We start from the raw sequence: 17809 nt of genomic DNA on the forward strand, positions 1-17809 counted from the left end.
TCTCCGTCGGGTCCGCCGGGACATCCGGATGGCGGTCGGCCCCAGGGGATCAGGCGGCCCGTTCGCCCGGCCGGCTCGACGCCCCGTCCGATCGGGCCAGCCACGCCCGGACGCGCACGGCCGGTGAACCTCCCGGGCGGTCTGTCCGGCAGAGCGACGGCGTGGGCCGGGCCTCACAGGACGCCGACGGCGGTCCCCGCGTGGATCAGCACCGTGTCACCCGGCTGTGCCGCCACGAGCACGAGGCTGATCTCCTGCGTACCCGCGGCCGCACGGACCAGCGCGTGGTCGCCGGGAAGGAGGCGCACGACCTCCGCCTCGAACACGTCCCATGGCCCCGAGAGAAGCCCCGCGGCTGCGCACAGGGGCGCCGCGGGTTCCGCGTGCGTCGCGGCCGTCGCCGCCTCCCAGGCGCGCAGCCGCTCGGCGGCCGTCCCGCTCTGCCGAATCCGTCGCTGCCGGCGCTGCTCGGTCCGTTGCCGAGCGCGGCCTACTGTCGTTTCCATCCGATCCTCACCCCCAGGTCGGACCTCTCGGGCAACCGTACGACCACGCGGGGGAGCACACCACCGGAGGACGGATGGCCGTGCACGCTGCGTGTCTCGGCGTCCCGGGGTGAATCGGGGGACACCCGCGGCCGGCGGGTCCGATTCCGCCACCGACGCCGGTGTGCCCCATCGGGCACCATGGGTGGGGTGGGCATCGGCATGACGGCGGACGACGAGAGCGTCGAGCGGCTGTGCACCCTGGTCGCGCCCGGCGGAGTGACCGTCGTCAGCGGAGCCGGGATCTCCACGGACTCCGGGATTCCGGACTATCGAGGCCCGAACGGGGCCCTGCGCCGGCACACACCGATGACCTACCAGGAGTTCACCCGCCAGCCGGGCGCCCACCACCGCTACTGGGCCCGCAGCCACGCCGGCTGGCGGCAGGTCGCCCGCGCGGAGCCGAACGCGGCCCACCGTGCGGTGGCTCGCCTGGAGCAGGCCGGGCTCGTGACCGCAGTGGTCACCCAGAATGTCGACGGTCTGCACCAGCGGGCCGGCTCCCGACAGGTGATCGACCTGCACGGGAGCCTCTCCCGCGTGATGTGCCCGGACTGTGGCCTGGTCAGCCCGCGCCACGAGCTCGACAGCCGGTTGCGGCGGGCCAATCCGGACTACCACGTCGGCGGTGCCCCCACCAACCCCGATGGTGATGTCACGCTGGCGGAGGAAACGATCGCCGGGTTCGTCATGGTCGGCTGTCTGGCCTGCGGCGGCGATCGTCTGGAGCCGGACGTGGTGTTCTTCGGCGCCACGGTGCCCCGGCCCCGCGTGGCGCGCGCGATGGGACTGGTCGAGAGTGCCAGGGCCCTGCTCATCCTCGGCTCGTCGCTGACGGTGATGTCCGGCTATCGGTTCGTCCTGCGTGCCGCCGAGCTCGGCATTCCCGTCGCGATCGTCAACCAGGGGCCCACCCGTGGCGACGCGCGGGCCGCGGTGCGCGTCGACGCCCCCCTTGGCCTCACCCTCCCGCGGCTCGCCGCCGTGCTCACGGGATCGGCCGCGTCGGCCAGGAAGGTGGCCCCTGCCGGTCCTGCCGGTCCTGCCGGTTCTGCCGGTCCTGCCGATTCCGCTGGGACTGCCGCCTCGGTCGCGTCCGCCAGCACCGACGGTCCGCCGTCCTGATCCGCGTCCGACGTCCGGATCACACCTCCCCCTGCCCGCCCGAACAGGGGAGTGACCAGCCGGGCTGTGAGGATAGGACGATGCGACCGGTCTCCTCCCGTCCCCCCGGCGATCTGGCCTTTCGCGCCGCCACCGACTCGGCGGCCGACGTCGCCGCGGTCGTCGAGCTCGTCGAGTCCGCCTATCGGGGGGAGCCCAGCCGGGCGGGGTGGACCACCGAGGCGGACCTCGTCGCTGGGCAGCGCACCAGCGCGGCCGAGGTGCGCACCGCCCTGACCGACCCGCACAGCACGGTCCTGCTCGCGGTGGAGGACACCGGCGCCCTGGTGGGCTGCTGCCACGTGGAGCGCCGACTCGCGCCGGCGGACCATCCGGCCCGCTCGGGCGATCCAGGGGCCCAGACGGGAGATGCGGGCGGCCAGCAGGGTGATCCGGGCGTCGGAGCCAGGCGTGACACTGGCCGGGATGCGCCCGAAACCGCGGCGGTGGGGGCCTACTTCGGCATGTTCGCGGTGCGACCCACCCGCCAGAGCGGGGGCGTCGGCGCCGCGCTGCTGGGAACCGCCGAGCGACACGCGGTGACCACCTGGGGGGCCGGTTGGATGGAACTGCTGGTCATCGCCCAGCGCGGCGAGCTGATCGACTGGTATCGCCGCCGCGGCTACCTGTCGACCTCCCGGACCCGACCGTTCCCGTACAACGACCGAAGGTTCGGGGAGCCGCTGCGACCCGACCTGTACTTCGTGGTCCTGCGCCGGACCCTGACTTGACCGCTCCCGTCGCTCCCGTCGCTCCCCGGGCCGGACGGAGGCCACCGCGCCCGGCCACCACGGCGGGCGCGGCATCGATGTCCGATTCCCGCCAGCGCGGCGCCCGGCCGGCGTCGACAGTGGGGACATGACGACGGAGCAGGGCCGTTTCGACGCGGTGGCCAGCAGGGACGCCCGGTTCGACGGAACCTTCTACTTCGCGGTCACCACCACCGGCATCTACTGCCGACCGAGCTGCCCGGCCGTGCGTCCCAGGCCGGAACACATCCGCTTCTTCCCGACGGCCGCCGCGGCCCACCGCGCCGGCTTCCGGGCGTGCCGGCGCTGCCGGCCCGACACCGTGCCGGGATGCGCCCAGTGGAACGTGCGGGCGGACGTCGTCGGCCGGGCGATGCGGCTGATCGGTGACGGCGTCGTCGACCGGGAGGGTGTCGGCGGGCTCGCCGCCCGACTGGGCTACAGCTCCCGGCAGCTGCACCGCCATCTCACGGCGGAGGTGGGCGCGGGCCCCCTCGCCCTGGCCCGGGCGCAGCGGGCGCACGCCGCGCGGCTGCTGCTGCAGACCTCCGAGCTGTCGGCCACCGACGTCGCGTTCGCCGCAGGGTTCGCGAGCGTGCGCCAGTTCAACGACACCATCCGCATGGTCTACGCGGCGACGCCGCGGGAGCTGCGTGACACCCGGGCCGTGCCGCGCGAGGGTCGCCAGCCGGATCACGGTGAGGGGCCCGAGCGGACGGGGCTCGTCGTCCGGCTGGGCTATCGGCCGCCGCTGGCGATCGGAGACCTGTTCGACCATCTGGACCGCCGCGCGCTGGCCGGTGCCGAGGAGATCGTCGGCGAGCCGGGCCGGCGCCGCTACCGGCGGACCCTGCGGCTGGCCCGCGGGCATGCCATCGCCGAGGTGGACGAGTCGTCGGTGGACGCCGGCGGTGGCGATGCCGGCGGCGGTGGCGCGAACGGGACCGCGAACGGGACACTGCGCTGCCGCCTCGTCCTGTCCGACCCGCGTGACCTCACCGCGGCCGTGGCCCGGGTGCGGCGGCTGTTCGACCTTGACGCCGACCCGCACGCCGTCGCCGAGCGGCTGCGCGCCGTTCCCGCCCTGGCCCCGCTCGTGGCCGCCAGGCCGGGGCTGCGCACCCCTGGCGCCGTCGACCCTCATGAGCTGGCCGTGCGAGCGGTGCTCGGCCAGCAGGTCTCGCTGGCCGCGGCCCGTCGCCTGGGCGCGGCGCTCGTCGCCGCCCACGGCGAACCGCTGCCCGCGGCGGACGGCGGGCTGACCCACCTGTTTCCGGAGGTCGCCGTTCTCGCGGACGCGGACCTGAGCGCTCTGGGGATGCCGGGGGCTCGCCGCGACACGCTACGACGGCTGTCCGCGGCGCTCGCCGGCGGCCGGGTCACCCTCGACGTCGGGGTGGACCGTGACGCGGCCGACCGGGCGCTGCGCGCGGTGCGCGGCATCGGCCCGTGGACGGCGGCGTACGTGCGGATGCGCGCGCTCGGTGATCCTGACGTTCTGCCCGTCGGCGACGCCGCGCTGCGCGTGGCGGCCCGCGGTCGCGGCATCGACCTGCGCGACACGAGCGGCTGGTCACCGTGGCGCAGCTATGGCACGCAGCATCTGTGGACCGGGGGCGCGGGCGGGCGCGGCCCTCGCGTGGTGGCCGCGTACCCCGACAGCACTCGTGATGGCGATCCGGTTCCGGGGCACGGTACGGGAGAGGAGACCGTTCGATGACGCTTTACACGACGATGCCCAGCCCGCTGGGCGAGCTGCTGCTGGCAGGCACCGACTCGGGCGATGGCGCCGACGGCGTGGCGCTCACCTCGCTGAGCATGACCCGCCAGCGGGGCGCGGTGGCGCCGGCGGCGCACTGGCAGCGGGCGCGGGAGCCCTTCGCCGAGGTGGTCCGCCAGCTTGACCGGTACTTCGCCGGCGAGCTGCGGGAGTTCCGCCTGACGCTGCGCAGCCACGGGTCGCCGTTCCAGGAACGGGTGTGGCGGGAGCTGGAGGCGATCCCGTACGGCACGACGATCAGCTACGGCGCGCTCGCCGCGCGGATGGGTGCCGGCCGGCGCGACGCGCGGGCGGTTGGTACCGCCGTCGGCGCGAATCCGCTGCTGCTGATCCGGCCCTGCCACCGGGTGATCGGTGCCGACGGCGCGCTGCGCGGCTTCGCCGCCGGGCTCGACCGCAAGGAGTTCCTGCTGCGCCATGAGGGCGCCCGCACGCCGGCCTTGGAGCGCGTCCCCGCCCGGCCCGTTCCCGATGCGCCGCCGGCGGTGGCGTGGGCGGCCCGGATCACCCGTACGCGCCGCACCGCATCGCGCGGCACCGCGGTACGCGAGGCCGCTGACCGGGCATAGTCGACCTCGGCCCCCGAACCCGCCCGCCCCGCACGGGTCGGCCGCGGGCGCGTGGGGCAGGGCCGGACCGGGCGACGATCGGAGCTGCCGATGACCACCACACAGGATCCGCACCTGTCCGACATCCGCGACGTCGAGCCGCTCACGCCGCAGGGCTGCGGCGAGTGTCTGCGCGACGGCGGCCGCTGGGTGCATCTGCGACTGTGCCTGACCTGCGGCAACGTCGGATGCTGCGACTCGTCGCCGGCACGGCATGCCAGCGCCCACGCCGCCCGGCACGGCCATCCGATCGTGCGCTCCTTCGAACCGGGCGAGGCCTGGCGCTGGTGCTACGTCGACCAGGCCTACGTATAGGCCCACGTCGTACAGGCCCACGTTGTACAGGGCACGTCGTACAGGGCCACGTCCAGGACCTGCGCGCGGGCCGGTGTCGGGTGGGTCGCCCTGGTGATGACCCCGGCGACCCCACCCGCGGGTCAGCCCTTCACACACAGCACCGCGCGCAGCTCCGCGACGATCTCGACCAGGTCCTCCTGGGCGGCGAGGACCGCGTCGATGTCCTTGTACGCGGCGGGGATCTCGTCGAGCACGCCGCGGTCCTTGCGGCATTCGACCCCACGCGTCTGGTCGGCCAGGTCCGCCACCGTGAAGGTGCGCCGGGCCCGGTTACGGCTCATAGTGCGGCCCGCCCCGTGGCTGGCGGAATGGAACGAGTCCGGATTACCGCGGCCGCGGACCAGGTAGGAACGTGTGCCCATCGAACCCGGGATGATGCCGAATTCGCCGTCCCGGGCGGAGATGGCCCCCTTGCGGGTGACCAGGACGTCCGCCCCGAAGTGATGCTCCTCGGCGACATAGTTGTGATGGCAGTTGACGAGCGCGAAGCCACGATCGCCCGCGTACGGACCGTGGCGCGGCGGCGTGGGCACCCGCAGGTCGGGCAGCAGGGTGCGCAGTGCCTCCACCGCGGCGGCGAGCATCGCGTCGCGGTTGCGCTGGGCGTAGGACTGGGCCCAGTCAAGGTCATGGCGGTAGGCCCGCATCTGCGGGGTGCCGGCGAGGAACACGGCCAGGTCGCGGTCGGGCAGGCCGGCGTTGTGCTCGAGCGTGCGGGCGACGGCGATGTGTGCCTCCGCGAGCTCCTTGCCGATGTTGCGGGACCCGGAGTGCAGCATGATCCAGACGGCGTCGTCGGTGTCCAGGCAGACCTCGAGGAAGTGGTTCCCGGACCCGAGCGTGCCCAGCTGCGCCATCGCCCGTTCCAGCCGGCCGGCGACGCGGGGATGCAGCTGGTCGAACGCGTTCCACAGGTCCGCCTGGCGGCGGGCGCGGGTCGTCGGCTGGGGATGGCGGGCCATCCCGACCGGGACCGCCGCCTCCAGCGCCGCGCGCAGGCCGCCCAGGTCGTCCGGCAGGTCCTCGGCGGTGAGGTTGGTGCGCGCCGCCGCCATCCCGCAGCCGATGTCGACGCCGACCGCGGCCGGCGAGACAGCGTCGCGCAGCGCGATGACGGAGCCCACCGTGGCGCCGTAGCCGAGGTGCACGTCCGGCATCACCGCGACGTGATGGTGGACGTAGGGCAGGGACGCGACGTTGCGCAGCTGGTCCAGCGCGGCGCTCTCGACCTCCTCGGGCCGGGTCCACAGCCAGATCGGATGCGCGGCCGCGCCGAGCGTCGCGACGGGGCTCATCTGATTCCTCCCTCCAGTAGGGAACATTCTCGAACGGCGCCGGCGGCACATGTCCGGATGGCGATTCCACGACGGTCACTCCGCCATGTGGCCACATCATCCGGCCGGATTTCCCCGCTGGGCCGTGCCACGCTTTCCGGATCCTGGTCGTCCGGATACTGCCGGACCTACTTGGGGCGAATCAACCGGGTCGGCGGCCTCGATCAGGATGCCCGATCCCCCCCCAGCCGAGCGAATGAATTATTTCGGTGCGGCGGCGAGGACGTCCCGTCGCCGGGCCCCGGTGGGGGAGGCGCGAGGGGGTGCGGCCACCGGCCGGGCGTCTCAGCGCTGCCGGAGTCCGGGTGGTGGCAGGCGGGGGGCGGTGCGCAACAGGTCGAGCAAGGGCCTCAGCGGCTCGGGGACCGGTTCGGTGACGGTGCGCACGGTCCGCCGGCCCGCGTGATCGACCTCGAGGTGGTAGACGAAACGGTCCGCTCCTCCTGCTCCTGGCCTGGGTGTGGCGGGAGCGCCGACTCCGCCCGCGGTCGCGGGCCGGCCGTCCTCGTCCCGCAGCACCACCGCGACGAGCTCCCGCAGCCGCGCCGCCGCCGCCTCGGGAAGCTCGTCGGTGTCCAGGCCACGCCGCGTCGGGCGCCCGAGCAGGCCACCTGATCGTTCCAGCACCACACGGACGCGTCCCGGATCACCGGTCATGGCGCCATTGTGCGCCCCGGCGCGCCGGCACCGGGGGCGGTGGGTGGGTTCGGCCCGCGGCGGCGGGGTCGGGCTGCGGGGTGCCCGGGTCTCGCGAGGTCGTGGTGTGCCCCGGAACCCGCCAGGACGCGGGTAACCACCGGTGGCGGATGGCGGACCGAGAGTGTCGAATTCTTCGAGTGGGCGGTCCGCGTGGACAACGGAAATGTCCGCCTTACCCGCCGCCCGTCCAAGCCTGCTCCCAGTTTTCCTTCGGTTCACATTCGGGGTGATGTTTTTCGATGGTTTCCGATCGTTGGACGTCCAGGGATCGCTCGGGTGTCCGCCGGGTAGGAGTGACACGTGATTCGCGTACCGCGATCTGACGTTCACTCTGTTGCGAAACCGCTAGTGTCGAACCGGTATACCGCACTATTTTCGATGGTTTCCGATCGTAGGATGTCCTGCGATCCCCGGGCTGGGCAGGGGTAGTCGGCATGAATGTCGTACAGCGGCCGGACCTGATTGCCGGAAGGACGCCGCGCCGGTCGGAACCGGCCGCGGTGGCAGCGGCGGTACCGTCGCCCACCACCGCGCCGGTGACGGAGGCGGGCGCGGGAGCGGCGGGTACGGACGCGCCGGCCCATCCGGGCCCACCGCCTGCCTCACCGATGTCGACGGGTGCGACGGGTGCGACGGGTGCGACGGGTGCGGCGGGTGCGGCGGCACCGGCAGGCCCGGCGGCCGCCACGCAGACCGCCGTCGTCGCCTGGCCGGCTCCGGTGGGGGGCGCGCGTCCTCGGCGCGGGTCGTGCGCCGAGGACGAACTGGCCGATGCCGGCATCCGCCTGCTCGCCCCGGACGGCGCCCTGGTGCCCGACCCCCGCTTCGCGGTGCTCGCCGATCACGACCTGTGCCGCGAGTTCTACACGTCGATGGTGCTGGCACGGCGCCTGGACGAGGAGGCCACCGCCCTGCAGCGCCAGGGCGAGTTGGTGCTGTGGATCCCGCTGCGCGGGCAGGAGGCGGCGCAGGTCGGGTCGGCGCAGGCCGTGGGGCCGCGTGACTTCGTCTTCCCCAGCTACCGCGAGCACGCCGTCGCCTGGCACCGGGGCGTGCCGGCTGCCGAGGTGTTGCGGCTGCTGCGCGGCGTCAGTCACGACGGCTGGGACGTGACGGCGCACAACATGGCGAACTACACGATCGTCCTCGCCTCCCAGACCCTGCACGCCGTCGGCTACGGCATGGGCGCGCTGCTCGACGGGGCCGTCGGCACCGGCGATCCCGACCGGGACACGGCCGTGCTGGTGTACCTCGGCGACGGGGCGATGAGCCAGGGGGATGCGAACGAGGCGTTCGTCTGGGCGGCGAGCTTCGGGGCGCCGGTCGTGTTCCTGTGCCAGAACAACCAGTGGGCGATCTCCACGCCGAGCCGGCGGCAGTCCCCGGTGCGCCTGGCGCGCCGCGCCGACGGGTTCGGCTTCCCGGGGCTTCGCGTCGACGGCAACGATGTGTTGGCCATGCACGCGGTCACCGACTGGGCCCTCGCCCACGCGCGCGGCGGTGGTGGTCCCGTTCTCATCGAGGCCAACACCTATCGGATGGCACCCCACACCACCTCCGACGACGCGGGGCGTTACCAGCCCGCCGAGGAGGTCGCCGCCTGGCGGGCGCGGGACCCCATCGAGCGCCTGCGGCGGCTGCTGGCCGCGGACGTGGCGCAGGGCTGGTTCGACGAGGTCCGTGCGCACGCCGAGGACGCCGCCGCCGACCTGCGCCGTGACTGCCTCGCCCTCGACCCGCCGCCGCCGGCGAGCATGTTCGGCCACGTCAGCGCCGACGAGACCCCCGACCAGCGTGCCCAGCGGGAGTGGTTCACCGCCTACCGCGAGTCCTTCCTCTGATCCGTCGCGGTGCCGCGCGAGGTCGATCTCCAGTCCGCGCGGTCACCCGGATCGGCGTCGCGGCGCCCGGGCGCGGGCACGGGGACGAACGGTCCCGGCGGGTGGGCGACGTAGCGTGGGCGCGACGGGGAAGGCCGCCAGGACGAGCAGGGGGAGCACGGTGGACACGGTCGCTGCCAGCGAGGTCGACGGCCGCGTCGACGCACGGACGTTCACCTCGACGAACCCGGTGACGGGCGCGGTCGTCGACACCTTCGCGATCTGCGGGCAGGCTGAGGTCGACGCGGCGGTCGCCACGGCCCGGGCGGCGTCGGCGTGGTGGGCGGGGCTCGGGTTCGCCGGTCGCCGCGCGTGCCTGCTGGCCTGGGCGGCCCAGCTGGCCCGCGAGGACGCGCGCCTCGTCGACCTGCTCCACGCCGAGAACGGCAAGACCGCCGGCGACGCCCGCATCGAACTGGTGCTCACCAGCGAGCACATCCGCTGGGCCGCCCGCGGTGCCGGGCGGGTGCTGCGGACCCGCCGGGTGGTGCCCGGGCCGTTCATGGCGGGCCACAGCGGCCGGGTGGAGTACAGACCCCTCGGGGTCGTCGGCGTCATCGGGCCGTGGAACTACCCGCTGCTGACCCCCGTCGGGTCGATCGCCTACGCGTTGGCCGCCGGCAACACGGTCGTGTTCAAGCCCAGCGAGCACACCCCGGCACTCGGTACCTGGCTCGCCCGGTCGTTCGCCGCGGCGAACCCGCAGGCCCCGGGTGGAGTGCTCGGCGTGGTCACCGGCTTCGCCGCGACGGGTGCCGCCCTGTGCGCCGCCGACGTCAACAAGATCGCCTTCACTGGCTCCGCCGCCACCGGGCGGCAGGTGATGGCTGCCTGCGCCACGCGTCTCACCCCGGTGATCATCGAGTGCGGCGGCAAGGACCCCTTCGTCGTCGCCGACGACGCCGACGTCGTCGCCGCCGCCCGGGCCGCCGCCTGGGGGTCGATGTCCAACGCCGGGCAGACGTGCGCGGGCGTGGAACGGATCTACGTCACCCGCGCGGTCGCCGAGCCGTTCCTCGCCGAACTGCGCCGCGCCCTCGATGGAGTGCGCCCCGGCGCCCGGCCGAACGCCGACTACGGGCCGATGACCATGCCCGGGCAGGCCGCCGTGGTGCGCCGGCACGTCGAGGACGCGCTGGCCCGCGGCGCGACGGCGCTCGTCGGCGAAGCGGCGTCGGTGGGGGACACCTTCATCGCGCCGGTCGTGCTGCTCGACGTGCCCGAGGACGCGCCCGCGGTGCGGGAGGAGACGTTCGGGCCGATCGTCACCGTGCGGGTCGTCGCCGACGTCGACGAGGCGGTCGCCCTGGCCAACGGCACCCCCTACGCGCTCGGTGCCACGGTCTTCTCCCGCCGCCACGGCGACGAGATCGCCTCCCGCCTCGACGCCGGCATGGTGTCGGTCAACGCGGTCCTCGCGTTCGCCGGCTTCCCAGCACTGCCGTTCGGCGGCAGCGGGGAGAGCGGGTTCGGCCGGGTGCACGGCGCCGACGGGCTGCGGGAGTTCGCCCAGCCGCGCTCGGTCGCCGTCCGGCGGGTGCCGATCCCGGGCACGACGATGACGACCTTCCGCCGCGCGCCCGGCCTGCTCGCCGCCGTCGCCCGCGCCAGCCGCCTGCGCCACGGCCGGGCGCCCCGCACCCCGCGCTGACCCGCCCGCGCCGCCGGACGAGCCTGGCGGTAGCTCGCGAGTCAGGTCAATGCGGGCGACATTGCGGCCATAGTCGCCGCTCGGCCGGCACCCGTCGAAGTCGGCATCTAGCGTGGTCGGGTCAACACGGAACCTGGGGGTTCTCATGACTCTACGTCGCGGACTTGCCGTTTCAGTGATGATCGGTGTGCTCACGCTGGTAGCCGGGCTCACCGGAACCGCCTCGGCGGCGTCATCGACACCAGCCACACCGACCGCACCAGTCCCGCCAGCCGCGGTGGGGGCGTCCGGTGTGCCCGCGCTGAGCGCCGCGAAGGCGGGGGCTGTCGTGCGCGCCGCCGGCTACACGCCGATCTCCTTCGGCGGCTACGACCCGGGCAACGACCTCAGCGTCATCGTCGGTCTGCTGTCGACGTCCGGGGACGGGCATCCGCAGCGTGCGTTCTTCTTCCACCGCGGGGCGTTCGTCGGCAACGACGCGGCGCAGCCGAGCGCGACGATCCGCTGGATCTGGTCCACGGACCGGGAGGTCGCCCTGCAGTACGACCTCTACCGCCCGGACGACCCGATGTGCTGCCCGACCGCGGGGGGCGCCACGGTGCGTTACCGGTGGACCGGTTCCAGCGTGACCCCGCTGGACGCGCTGCCGAACGCCAGCACGTCGGCCGCGGCGAGCCGCCGCTGAGCGCCGGCTCGTACGCGTGAGGGTCGGCCGACCGGGCGTGCCATGAGGCCGCCCGGTCGGCCACCTGTCGTGGTCTCGTCGGGTGCGTGGCGCCGTCGTCAGTGGCCTTCGGCGGCCTCGACCAGTTCGGTGAGGACGCCGCCGAGGCCCTTCGGGTGCAGGAAGGCGATCCGGCTGCCGGCGGTACCGTGCACCGGCGTCTTGTTGACCAGGTCGAAGCCGGTCTCGGTCAGCGCGGCTAGGGCACTGTCGATGTCGGCCACGCCGTAGGCGATGTGGTGGATGCCGGGGCCCCGCTTGGCCAGGAACTTCCCGACCGGGCTGTCCTCGCGCAGCGGCTCGAGGAGCTGGACGTAGGAGTTGCCGGCCTCGCCGCTGTGTACCAGCAGCATCGCCTCCCGCACGCCCTGGCGCTCGTTGTCCTCCTGGTGCACGACCTTGAGGCCGAACGCCTTCTCGTAGTGGGGAATGGCCTCGGCCAGTGACGCCACCGCGATCCCGACATGGTCGATCCTGCTCAGCACAGCGCTCTCCTTGTTCCGCCGACCCCGCGCCCCGCGGGTCCGTCTCCTCGATGCCGCCTCGCCGGGCGTCCTGCCGGCCCGTTCGCCCCGTCACCCGCCCAGCTGGTCACGGCGCGACCGGCCGCGTCCGCCGGTGGGCCACGACGGCGTCCCCTCTCTGGTCCGGCCCTGCGGATGATGGTGCCTGAGCCGGCCGCCCCCGTGGCGCGTACCCGCCGAGCAGCCTGCCCGGTCGGGGCGTCGACGTCGACCGATAGCACGGTCGGGCCCCGAAGCTCCCCGTACGGAGCACGCGGCGGGGAATACAGCGACCCACCTCTGCGCAGCCTGTCCGGAACGTCGTAGAGTGGTCTGTTATCAGCCTTGATCCAGACATCGAGACACTACCGATAGGGTCACCTTGTCCACGACGCGTCGCGATCCATCCGCGTACCGCGCGGCCAGCTCTACCACCTATCAGATCGGTGAGGTCGCCGAGCGGGTCGGGCTGTCGCTGCGCACGGTCCGGTACTACGAGGAGGCCGGGCTGCTTACCACGGCCGGCCGTACTCCCGGTGGTTTCCGCCTCTACGGCGATGAGGCCGTGGACCGGCTGATGGTCATCAAGAAGATGAAATCCCTCGGGTTCACCCTCGAGGAGATGCGCTCGCTGCTGTCCGTGCGTGACGAGCTCTCCGATCCGGCCGTGTCCGACGCGCGCCGCGCCGAGTTGCGGGAGCTGCTGCGCACCTGGGTCGTGCTGGCCGAGGAGAAGCTCGCGACGCTGCGCCAGCAGGCGGGTGTCGCCGAGGACTTCGTCATCGGGCTTCACGGCGACGCGAACCGTTCGGCATGACACACTGCTAAGGGCTGTTCGGGCATCGGCGGGCGCGCGGGCGGGTGACGACGCCACGCACCTCCGGGCCCGACGGGGGCGTGGACTGCATCGACGGACGAAGCCAATCGGGTACGGTACGTAACACAGCAGGTCCTGGCGTTTCTGGCGTCGGCCGCCGCGGTGAATCCGGTGATTCGGCGCGTCGTCCGAGGTCGCGTCCGGTCCGGCGCGGCCCGTGCGGGGCGTGGCCGGCCCGGTGCCGGCTCCGGTGCTGATCCACCCGCGGTCCGTGATCACCAGGTCGTCGTCGCCTGCCGGTGGACACGGGCAGCCGAGGCACAGCCGCGAGATGTCCGAGCACCAGCCGCCACGTTTACCGTGATAAGGGTCGAATTGTCCACAACCAGCAGCGCCAGGTCCTCCGCCGCCGGCCGCTACGAGATCGGTGATGTCGCCACTCTGGTGACCCTGTCCCTGCGCACCGCCAGGTTCTACGAGCAGGCGGGGCTCCTGGTCGCGGTGGGACGCTCCGAGGACGGGTTGCCGCTCTACGACGACGACGCGCTCGACCGGTTCTTCCTGATCAAGAAGATGAAGCCGCTCGGTTTCACGGTCGAGGAGATGCGCTCCCTGCTCACCCTGCGGGAGGGCATCGGCAAGCCCGGGCTGACCGCGGCGCACCGCGCCGAGCTGCATGACCGGCTGCGGACCTGGGTCAGCCTCGCGGAGGAGAAGCTCGCCTCGCTGCAGGAGCAGGTCCGCCTCGCCGAGGACTTCATGATCGGCCTTCGTGACGACGCGGCCCGCTCGCTGCGCGCCGACGGCGGCCACACCACCCCCGCAGGCGAGCAGCCTGACGCTCGCCGCGGCCCGGCCCGCGACGCCGAGGACGGGCCCCTCCTGCTCGACGACTCCTTCCTCTCCTTCCTCACCGACCCGCTGCGGGACGGCTACCTGCCCCGCAACGCCGATGCGGGCCAGCCGGAGAACCACGCGGACGAGGCGGGCAGCACCGAGGGGCGTGACGCCGACGGCGATCAGGACGGCGAGCGCCCCGGCACGCGCTGAACGGGCCGGCCGGGCGTCTTCACGGCGCGGTCGGCGTCCGCCCGAGGTGTCGACCAGCCGTCCCCGCGCGGCCAGGCGCGCCGCGAGCCGTACACGCGTTCCCCGGGGCGCGCTTGTCACCGCGGGCGGCAGGCGCCAAGGTCGTCTGCCCTGAGCAGATCTGCGACGGGCAGATCGGCGCCTGCGCGGCCGTTCCAGCGGCGAGGCTGGAGGTGCCGGCCCCGCCGTTCGCGGCGAGTCCCGAGCAGGCCGGCGGGAGGACACTTCTCATGATCGACAGATGGACGCCGACCGCGGTCACCGCGCCCGGGTGGAACTCCTCCGCCGTCGCGGCGACACCCGCGCCGGGCGGTGTCGACGACCAGGTGTACGGCCGGCTGCTGGAGAACCGGATCGTCTTCCTCGGCACCGAGGTCGACGACGACGTCGCCAACGCCATCAGCGCCAAGCTGCTGCTGCTCGCCGCCGAGCACCCGACCCGCGACATCTACCTCTACATCAACTCGCCGGGTGGCTCGGTGAGCGCCGGCATGGCGATCTACGACACGATGCAGTTCGTCGAGAACGACGTCGCCACCGTCGCGTTGGGCCTGGCCGCCTCCATGGGCCAGTTCCTGCTCTGCGCGGGCGCCGCCGGCAAGCGCTTCGCCCTCCCGCACGCGCGGATCATGATGCACCAGCCGCACGGAGGCATCGGCGGGACCGCCGCCGACATCTCCATCCAGGCCGAGCAGATGCTGCACACCAAGCGGGTGCTACAGGAGCGGATCGCCGCCCACAGCGGCCAGAACGTCGAGCAGATCGAACGAGACTCCGACCGGGACCGCTGGTTCACCGCCCCCGAGGCCCGCGACTACGGCCTGGTCGACCACGTCGTCGCCCGCGTCGACGAGGTCCCCGGCGGCGGGCGCGCCGGCGGCATCGGCCCGCGCCGCGCCACCGGCAACGCCGGCTTCGGCGCCGAGGGCACCCGATGACCGCCACCGGCCGGGTCGCCGCCGGCCACGGCGTCGGCGGTGCGGCAGCAACCGGTGGGGGTATCGCCGGGGACGGTCCGCGGGCGCGGCAGGTGCTGCCGAACATCGTCGAGCGCACCTCTCGCGGCGAGTACTCCATGGATCCGTATTCGAAGCTGCTCAAGGAGCGGATCATCTTTCTGGGTGTGCAGATCGATGACGTGTCGGCGAACGACGTGATGGCGCAGTTGTTGTTCCTGGAGTCGGAGGATCCGGACCGGGACATCTCGATCTACATCAATTCGCCGGGTGGGTCGTTCACGTCGTTGACGGCGATCTACGACACGATGCAGTTCGTGCGGCCGGACATTTCGACGATCTGTATGGGGCAGGCGGCGTCGGCGGCGGCGGTGTTGCTGGCGGCGGGGACGCCGGGCAAGCGGTGCGCGTTGGAGAACAGCCGGATCCTGATCCACCAGCCGTCCGCGCAGGCGCAGGGCCAGTCCAGCGACCTGGAGATCCAGGCCCGGGAGATCCTGCGGGTCCGCGCCCTGCAGGAGGCGATGCTCGCCCGCCACACTGGCCGCGCCGAGGACGAGATCCGCCGCGACACCGAACGCGACACGATCTTCAGCGCCGCCGAGGCGAAGGACTACGGCCTCGTCGACGAGGTCATCCTCAGCCGCAAGGCGTCCGCCTCACGCCGAATGTCCGGCGTGGCCTGACCCCGCCGCCGCCGCGACCTACGCGAATCCTGATCGTCAGTCCGCCGTGCGTGCCGTTTCCCGCGGTGCGCACGCGGCCCACGCGAACTCAGACGACGACCACTAGCGGCGCTGGCGGGGTTCGCGGTGATCGTGAGGGTGTCGTCGCCGCCGACGCGGGTCGACGCCCATGGGGTAGGCGGACGCGGCTCAACTGATGCCTTTCCGTGGTCGTGACCTGGCCGTGCCGCCACCGTGCCGCGGTCGCCTCCCCGGCCCGAACCAGCGTCCCCCGTTTCACCGAGACGCTTCTGGGACGGCGGCCGATGGCCGGGCGGCTACGACGGGCCGGCAGCCCTGCGGTCGAGGACGGCGCGTTCGCGGGTGTTGCGGCACAGGGCGGCGGCGCGGGCGAACTCGGCGCGGGCCTGGGTGGTGCGGCCGAGGCGGGCGAGGAGTTCGGCGCGGACGCTGGGCAACAGGTGGGAGTTGGACAGGTGGCCGGCGGCGGCCAGGGCGTCGACGATCTCCAGGGCGGGCAGCGGTCCGACGGCCATCGCGACGGCCACGGCCCGGTTCAGCTCGACGATCGGGGACGGAGCGATCCGGCCGAGCGCCTCGTAGAGCAGCACCACCCGCTCCCAGTCGGTCTCGGCGACCGACGGCGCCACCGCGTGGCAGGCCGCGATCGCCGCCTGCAGGCCGTAGGGCCCGAGGCCCCGCCCGAGCGCGCCGGCCCGGTCCAGCGCCGCGCGCCCGCGGCGGATCGCCGAGCGGTCCCAGCGGCGGCGGTCCTGGTGCTCCAACAGGATCGCCTCACCGTCCGGGCCGGTGCGGGCGGGGAAGCGGGCCGCCGTCAGTTCGCACAGGGCGAGCAGGCCATGGATCTCCGGCTCGGACGGCAGCAGGGCGGCGAGCGTCCGGGCCAGCCGGATCGCCTCGTGCGCGAGGTCGGCGCGCAGCAGATCGTCGCCGGACGTCGCGGTCGAACCCTCCGTGAAGATCACGTAGAGCACGCTCAGGACGCCGCCGAGACGTTCCCGCCGCGCCGCCGCGGCCGGCGGCTCGAAGGGGACGCCGGCCGCGGCGATCGTCTTCTTCGCCCGGGTGATCCGCGCCTGCACGGTCGGCACCGGGACGAGGAACGCCCGGGCGATCTCCTCGCTGGTCAGGCCGCCGACGGCACGCAGGGTCAGGGCGACGCGGGCCTCCGGCGCGAGCACCGGATGGCACGAGATGAACATGAGCGCCAGCAGGTCGTCGTCGATCCGGTCGGGATCCCACAGCAGGTCGTCCGGTCGCTCCGGCGGGAGATGCGCACCGGAGGTCGCCTGGCCCTCGGCGAGCTGGCCGGCGAGGGCAGCGTGCCGCTCGTCGAGGGCCGAGCGGCGGCGGAACCCGTCGATCGCCCGGCGCCGTGCGGTCGCGAGCAGCCATCCCACCGGGTTCGCCGGCGTGCCGTCGCGGGCCCAGGAGACGAGCGCCTCGGCGACCGCTTCCTGGGCCACGTCCTCGGCGAGTTCGAGGTCACGCGTGTAGCGGGCGAGCGCGCCGACGATGCGTGCCGACTCGATCCGCCACACCGCCTCCACCGCCCGCCGCGCGGCCGAGCCGTTCCTGGCCGCCGCGGTGTCCAGCCCAGCCGCGGTGTCCCGCGCCGTCGCGGCGTCCGCCAGCGGCCCCTCCGAGGACGGGCCGCCGGGCGTCGGGACCATCAGAGCTGGCCGGTCCGCTCGCGCCAGGCCCGCTCCTTGATGATCCACTCGTTGTCCTGCGGGAACTCGTCGATGGTGGGCACCCGGCGGATCTCGCACTTGGAGCCGCGGACCGCCGGCATCCGCCGGGCCCACTCGACCGCCTCCTCCTTGGAGGCGACCTCCAACAGGTAGAAGCCGCCGAACAGCTCCTTCGTCTCGCCGTACGGCCCGTCGGTGACCACCGGCGTCTCGCTCCCGAAGTCGACGACGACGCCCTGCCCGGGGTCGTCGAGCCCCTCGGCGGCGACGAGCACGCCGGCGCGGATCAGCTCCTCGTTGAACCGGCCCACCACTTCGAGCATCTCCTCGAACGGCGTCGACATCATCTCCGCCATCGACTCGTCCGTCCCGCGCATGATCAGCATGAACTTCGGCATCGCGGTGTTCTCCCTGGTCGTGGGCCCGTGTCCGGACCCTCTCACCACAGGGTCGAACGGGACACCCGCACATCGACACGGCGGCGGCACCTTTTTCACGGCGGATGTCGACCTTCACGGCGGATGTCGACCTGCGGCTCCCGCGGGGCGAACG

Annotated in this window: 18 protein-coding genes; 12 read left to right on the plus strand and 6 right to left on the minus strand. The window is 73.6% G+C overall.

All coding sequences use genetic code 11. The features are described 5' to 3' along the window. Positions 1–173 precede the first annotated feature (173 nt). Positions 174–506 (minus strand): HypC/HybG/HupF family hydrogenase formation chaperone, encoded by a 333-nt coding sequence (locus AC6EXY_RS06000; RefSeq protein WP_115538036.1) that lies wholly within the window; start codon positions 504–506, stop codon positions 174–176. 201 nt (positions 507–707) lie between these two features. On the opposite strand from AC6EXY_RS06000, the gene AC6EXY_RS06005 reads away from it, so the two are divergent. The 5 genes from AC6EXY_RS06005 to AC6EXY_RS06025 all read left to right on the plus strand — a co-directional run bounded on the left by AC6EXY_RS06005 (position 708) and on the right by AC6EXY_RS06025 (position 5161). Continuing rightward, positions 708–1670, plus strand: coding sequence for an NAD-dependent protein deacetylase (locus AC6EXY_RS06005; protein WP_499817714.1), 963 nt, complete (start codon positions 708–710; stop codon positions 1668–1670). Between the two features lie 80 nt (positions 1671–1750). Continuing rightward, positions 1751–2440, plus strand: a complete 690-nt coding sequence (locus tag AC6EXY_RS06010) for a GNAT family N-acetyltransferase (protein ID WP_101835612.1) — start codon at positions 1751–1753, stop codon at positions 2438–2440. Positions 2441–2567: 127 nt separating this feature from the next. After that, a complete protein-coding gene (locus tag AC6EXY_RS06015) occupies positions 2568–4178 on the plus strand; it encodes a DNA-3-methyladenine glycosylase 2 family protein (RefSeq protein ID WP_499817713.1) in 1611 nt (536 codons plus the stop codon). Further along, positions 4175–4807 carry a methylated-DNA--[protein]-cysteine S-methyltransferase gene (locus AC6EXY_RS06020; RefSeq protein ID WP_101835608.1) on the plus strand — a complete coding sequence of 211 codons (633 nt, stop codon included), beginning with the start codon at positions 4175–4177 and terminating at the stop codon, positions 4805–4807. The genes AC6EXY_RS06015 and AC6EXY_RS06020 overlap by 4 nt, the downstream gene beginning before the upstream one ends. 90 nt (positions 4808–4897) lie before the next feature. Continuing rightward, on the plus strand, positions 4898–5161 hold the full coding sequence (locus AC6EXY_RS06025; protein WP_101835606.1) for a UBP-type zinc finger domain-containing protein: 264 nt from the start codon (positions 4898–4900) through the stop codon (positions 5159–5161). Between the two features lie 122 nt (positions 5162–5283). On the opposite strand, the gene AC6EXY_RS06030 is transcribed toward AC6EXY_RS06025, so the two are convergent. Then, complete coding sequence (locus AC6EXY_RS06030; protein WP_101835604.1) at positions 5284–6498, minus strand: RtcB family protein; 1215 nt, start codon at positions 6496–6498, stop codon at positions 5284–5286. Between the two features lie 324 nt (positions 6499–6822). Beyond that, positions 6823–7194, minus strand: a complete 372-nt coding sequence (locus tag AC6EXY_RS06035) for a protealysin inhibitor emfourin (RefSeq protein ID WP_101835602.1) — start codon at positions 7192–7194, stop codon at positions 6823–6825. Positions 7195–7736: 542 nt separating this feature from the next. Between AC6EXY_RS06035 and AC6EXY_RS06040 the strand changes: the two genes are divergently transcribed. The 3 genes from AC6EXY_RS06040 (at position 7737) to AC6EXY_RS06050 (ending at position 11452) form a co-directional block, all read left to right on the plus strand. Then, positions 7737–9077 (plus strand): thiamine pyrophosphate-dependent enzyme, encoded by a 1341-nt coding sequence (locus AC6EXY_RS06040; protein WP_499842310.1) that lies wholly within the window; start codon positions 7737–7739, stop codon positions 9075–9077. A 160-nt stretch (positions 9078–9237) separates the two neighbouring features. Beyond that, a complete protein-coding gene (locus AC6EXY_RS06045; RefSeq protein ID WP_499817712.1) occupies positions 9238–10767 on the plus strand; it encodes an aldehyde dehydrogenase family protein in 1530 nt (509 codons plus the stop codon). Positions 10768–10945: 178 nt separating this feature from the next. Continuing rightward, the gene (locus AC6EXY_RS06050; protein ID WP_243408085.1) at positions 10946–11452 is read left to right on the plus strand and encodes an LppP/LprE family lipoprotein; all 507 of its coding nucleotides are present in this window, start codon (positions 10946–10948) and stop codon (positions 11450–11452) included. Positions 11453–11550: 98 nt separating this feature from the next. On the opposite strand, the gene mce is transcribed toward AC6EXY_RS06050, so the two are convergent. Continuing rightward, positions 11551–11976: a methylmalonyl-CoA epimerase gene (gene mce / locus AC6EXY_RS06055; protein ID WP_101835596.1), complete on the minus strand. Its 426-nt coding sequence runs from the start codon at positions 11974–11976 to the stop codon at positions 11551–11553. Between the two features lie 400 nt (positions 11977–12376). Between mce and AC6EXY_RS06060 the strand changes: the two genes are divergently transcribed. The 4 genes from AC6EXY_RS06060 (at position 12377) to AC6EXY_RS06075 (ending at position 15542) form a co-directional block, all read left to right on the plus strand. After that, complete coding sequence (locus tag AC6EXY_RS06060; RefSeq protein ID WP_101835594.1) at positions 12377–12811, plus strand: MerR family transcriptional regulator; 435 nt, start codon at positions 12377–12379, stop codon at positions 12809–12811. A gap of 375 nt (positions 12812–13186) precedes the next feature. Beyond that, entirely contained in the window at positions 13187–13861 is a 675-nt protein-coding gene (locus AC6EXY_RS06065; protein ID WP_101835592.1) for a MerR family transcriptional regulator, read from the plus strand. Positions 13862–14130: 269 nt separating this feature from the next. Continuing rightward, positions 14131–14838, plus strand: coding sequence for an ATP-dependent Clp protease proteolytic subunit (locus tag AC6EXY_RS06070; RefSeq protein WP_101835590.1), 708 nt, complete (start codon positions 14131–14133; stop codon positions 14836–14838). Further along, positions 14835–15542, plus strand: a complete 708-nt coding sequence (locus AC6EXY_RS06075) for an ATP-dependent Clp protease proteolytic subunit (protein ID WP_499817711.1) — start codon at positions 14835–14837, stop codon at positions 15540–15542. Before AC6EXY_RS06070 ends, AC6EXY_RS06075 begins: the two co-directional genes overlap by 4 nt. Before the next feature lie 317 nt (positions 15543–15859). On the opposite strand, the gene AC6EXY_RS06080 is transcribed toward AC6EXY_RS06075, so the two are convergent. Both AC6EXY_RS06080 and AC6EXY_RS06085 read right to left on the minus strand, forming a co-directional pair. Further along, complete coding sequence (locus AC6EXY_RS06080; RefSeq protein ID WP_499817710.1) at positions 15860–17236, minus strand: RNA polymerase sigma factor; 1377 nt, start codon at positions 17234–17236, stop codon at positions 15860–15862. Beyond that, positions 17236–17655, minus strand: coding sequence for a YciI family protein (locus tag AC6EXY_RS06085; protein WP_101833247.1), 420 nt, complete (start codon positions 17653–17655; stop codon positions 17236–17238). Before AC6EXY_RS06085 ends, AC6EXY_RS06080 begins: the two co-directional genes overlap by 1 nt. Positions 17656–17809: the final 154 nt, after the last annotated feature.

Source organism: Frankia sp. RB5 (assembly GCF_059816245.1).

Excerpts from the sequence above, each read along its gene's own strand:
- AC6EXY_RS06010 (WP_101835612.1), top strand. The coding sequence starts at position 1,751 with ATGCGACCGGTCTCCTCCCGTCCCCCCGGCGATCTGGCCTTTCGCGCC.
- AC6EXY_RS06080 (WP_499817710.1), bottom strand. The coding sequence starts at position 17,236 with ATGGTCCCGACGCCCGGCGGCCCGTCCTCGGAGGGGCCGCTGGCGGAC.
- AC6EXY_RS06025 (WP_101835606.1), top strand. The coding sequence starts at position 4,898 with ATGACCACCACACAGGATCCGCACCTGTCCGACATCCGCGACGTCGAG.
- AC6EXY_RS06050 (WP_243408085.1), top strand. The coding sequence starts at position 10,946 with ATGATCGGTGTGCTCACGCTGGTAGCCGGGCTCACCGGAACCGCCTCG.
- AC6EXY_RS06035 (WP_101835602.1), bottom strand. The coding sequence starts at position 7,194 with ATGACCGGTGATCCGGGACGCGTCCGTGTGGTGCTGGAACGATCAGGT.
- AC6EXY_RS06085 (WP_101833247.1), bottom strand. The coding sequence starts at position 17,655 with ATGCCGAAGTTCATGCTGATCATGCGCGGGACGGACGAGTCGATGGCG.
- AC6EXY_RS06020 (WP_101835608.1), top strand. The coding sequence starts at position 4,175 with ATGACGCTTTACACGACGATGCCCAGCCCGCTGGGCGAGCTGCTGCTG.
- AC6EXY_RS06000 (WP_115538036.1), bottom strand. The coding sequence starts at position 506 with ATGGAAACGACAGTAGGCCGCGCTCGGCAACGGACCGAGCAGCGCCGG.
- AC6EXY_RS06015 (WP_499817713.1), top strand. The coding sequence starts at position 2,568 with ATGACGACGGAGCAGGGCCGTTTCGACGCGGTGGCCAGCAGGGACGCC.
- AC6EXY_RS06070 (WP_101835590.1), top strand. The coding sequence starts at position 14,131 with ATGATCGACAGATGGACGCCGACCGCGGTCACCGCGCCCGGGTGGAAC.
- AC6EXY_RS06075 (WP_499817711.1), top strand. The coding sequence starts at position 14,835 with ATGACCGCCACCGGCCGGGTCGCCGCCGGCCACGGCGTCGGCGGTGCG.
- AC6EXY_RS06030 (WP_101835604.1), bottom strand. The coding sequence starts at position 6,498 with ATGAGCCCCGTCGCGACGCTCGGCGCGGCCGCGCATCCGATCTGGCTG.
- AC6EXY_RS06005 (WP_499817714.1), top strand. The coding sequence starts at position 708 with ATGACGGCGGACGACGAGAGCGTCGAGCGGCTGTGCACCCTGGTCGCG.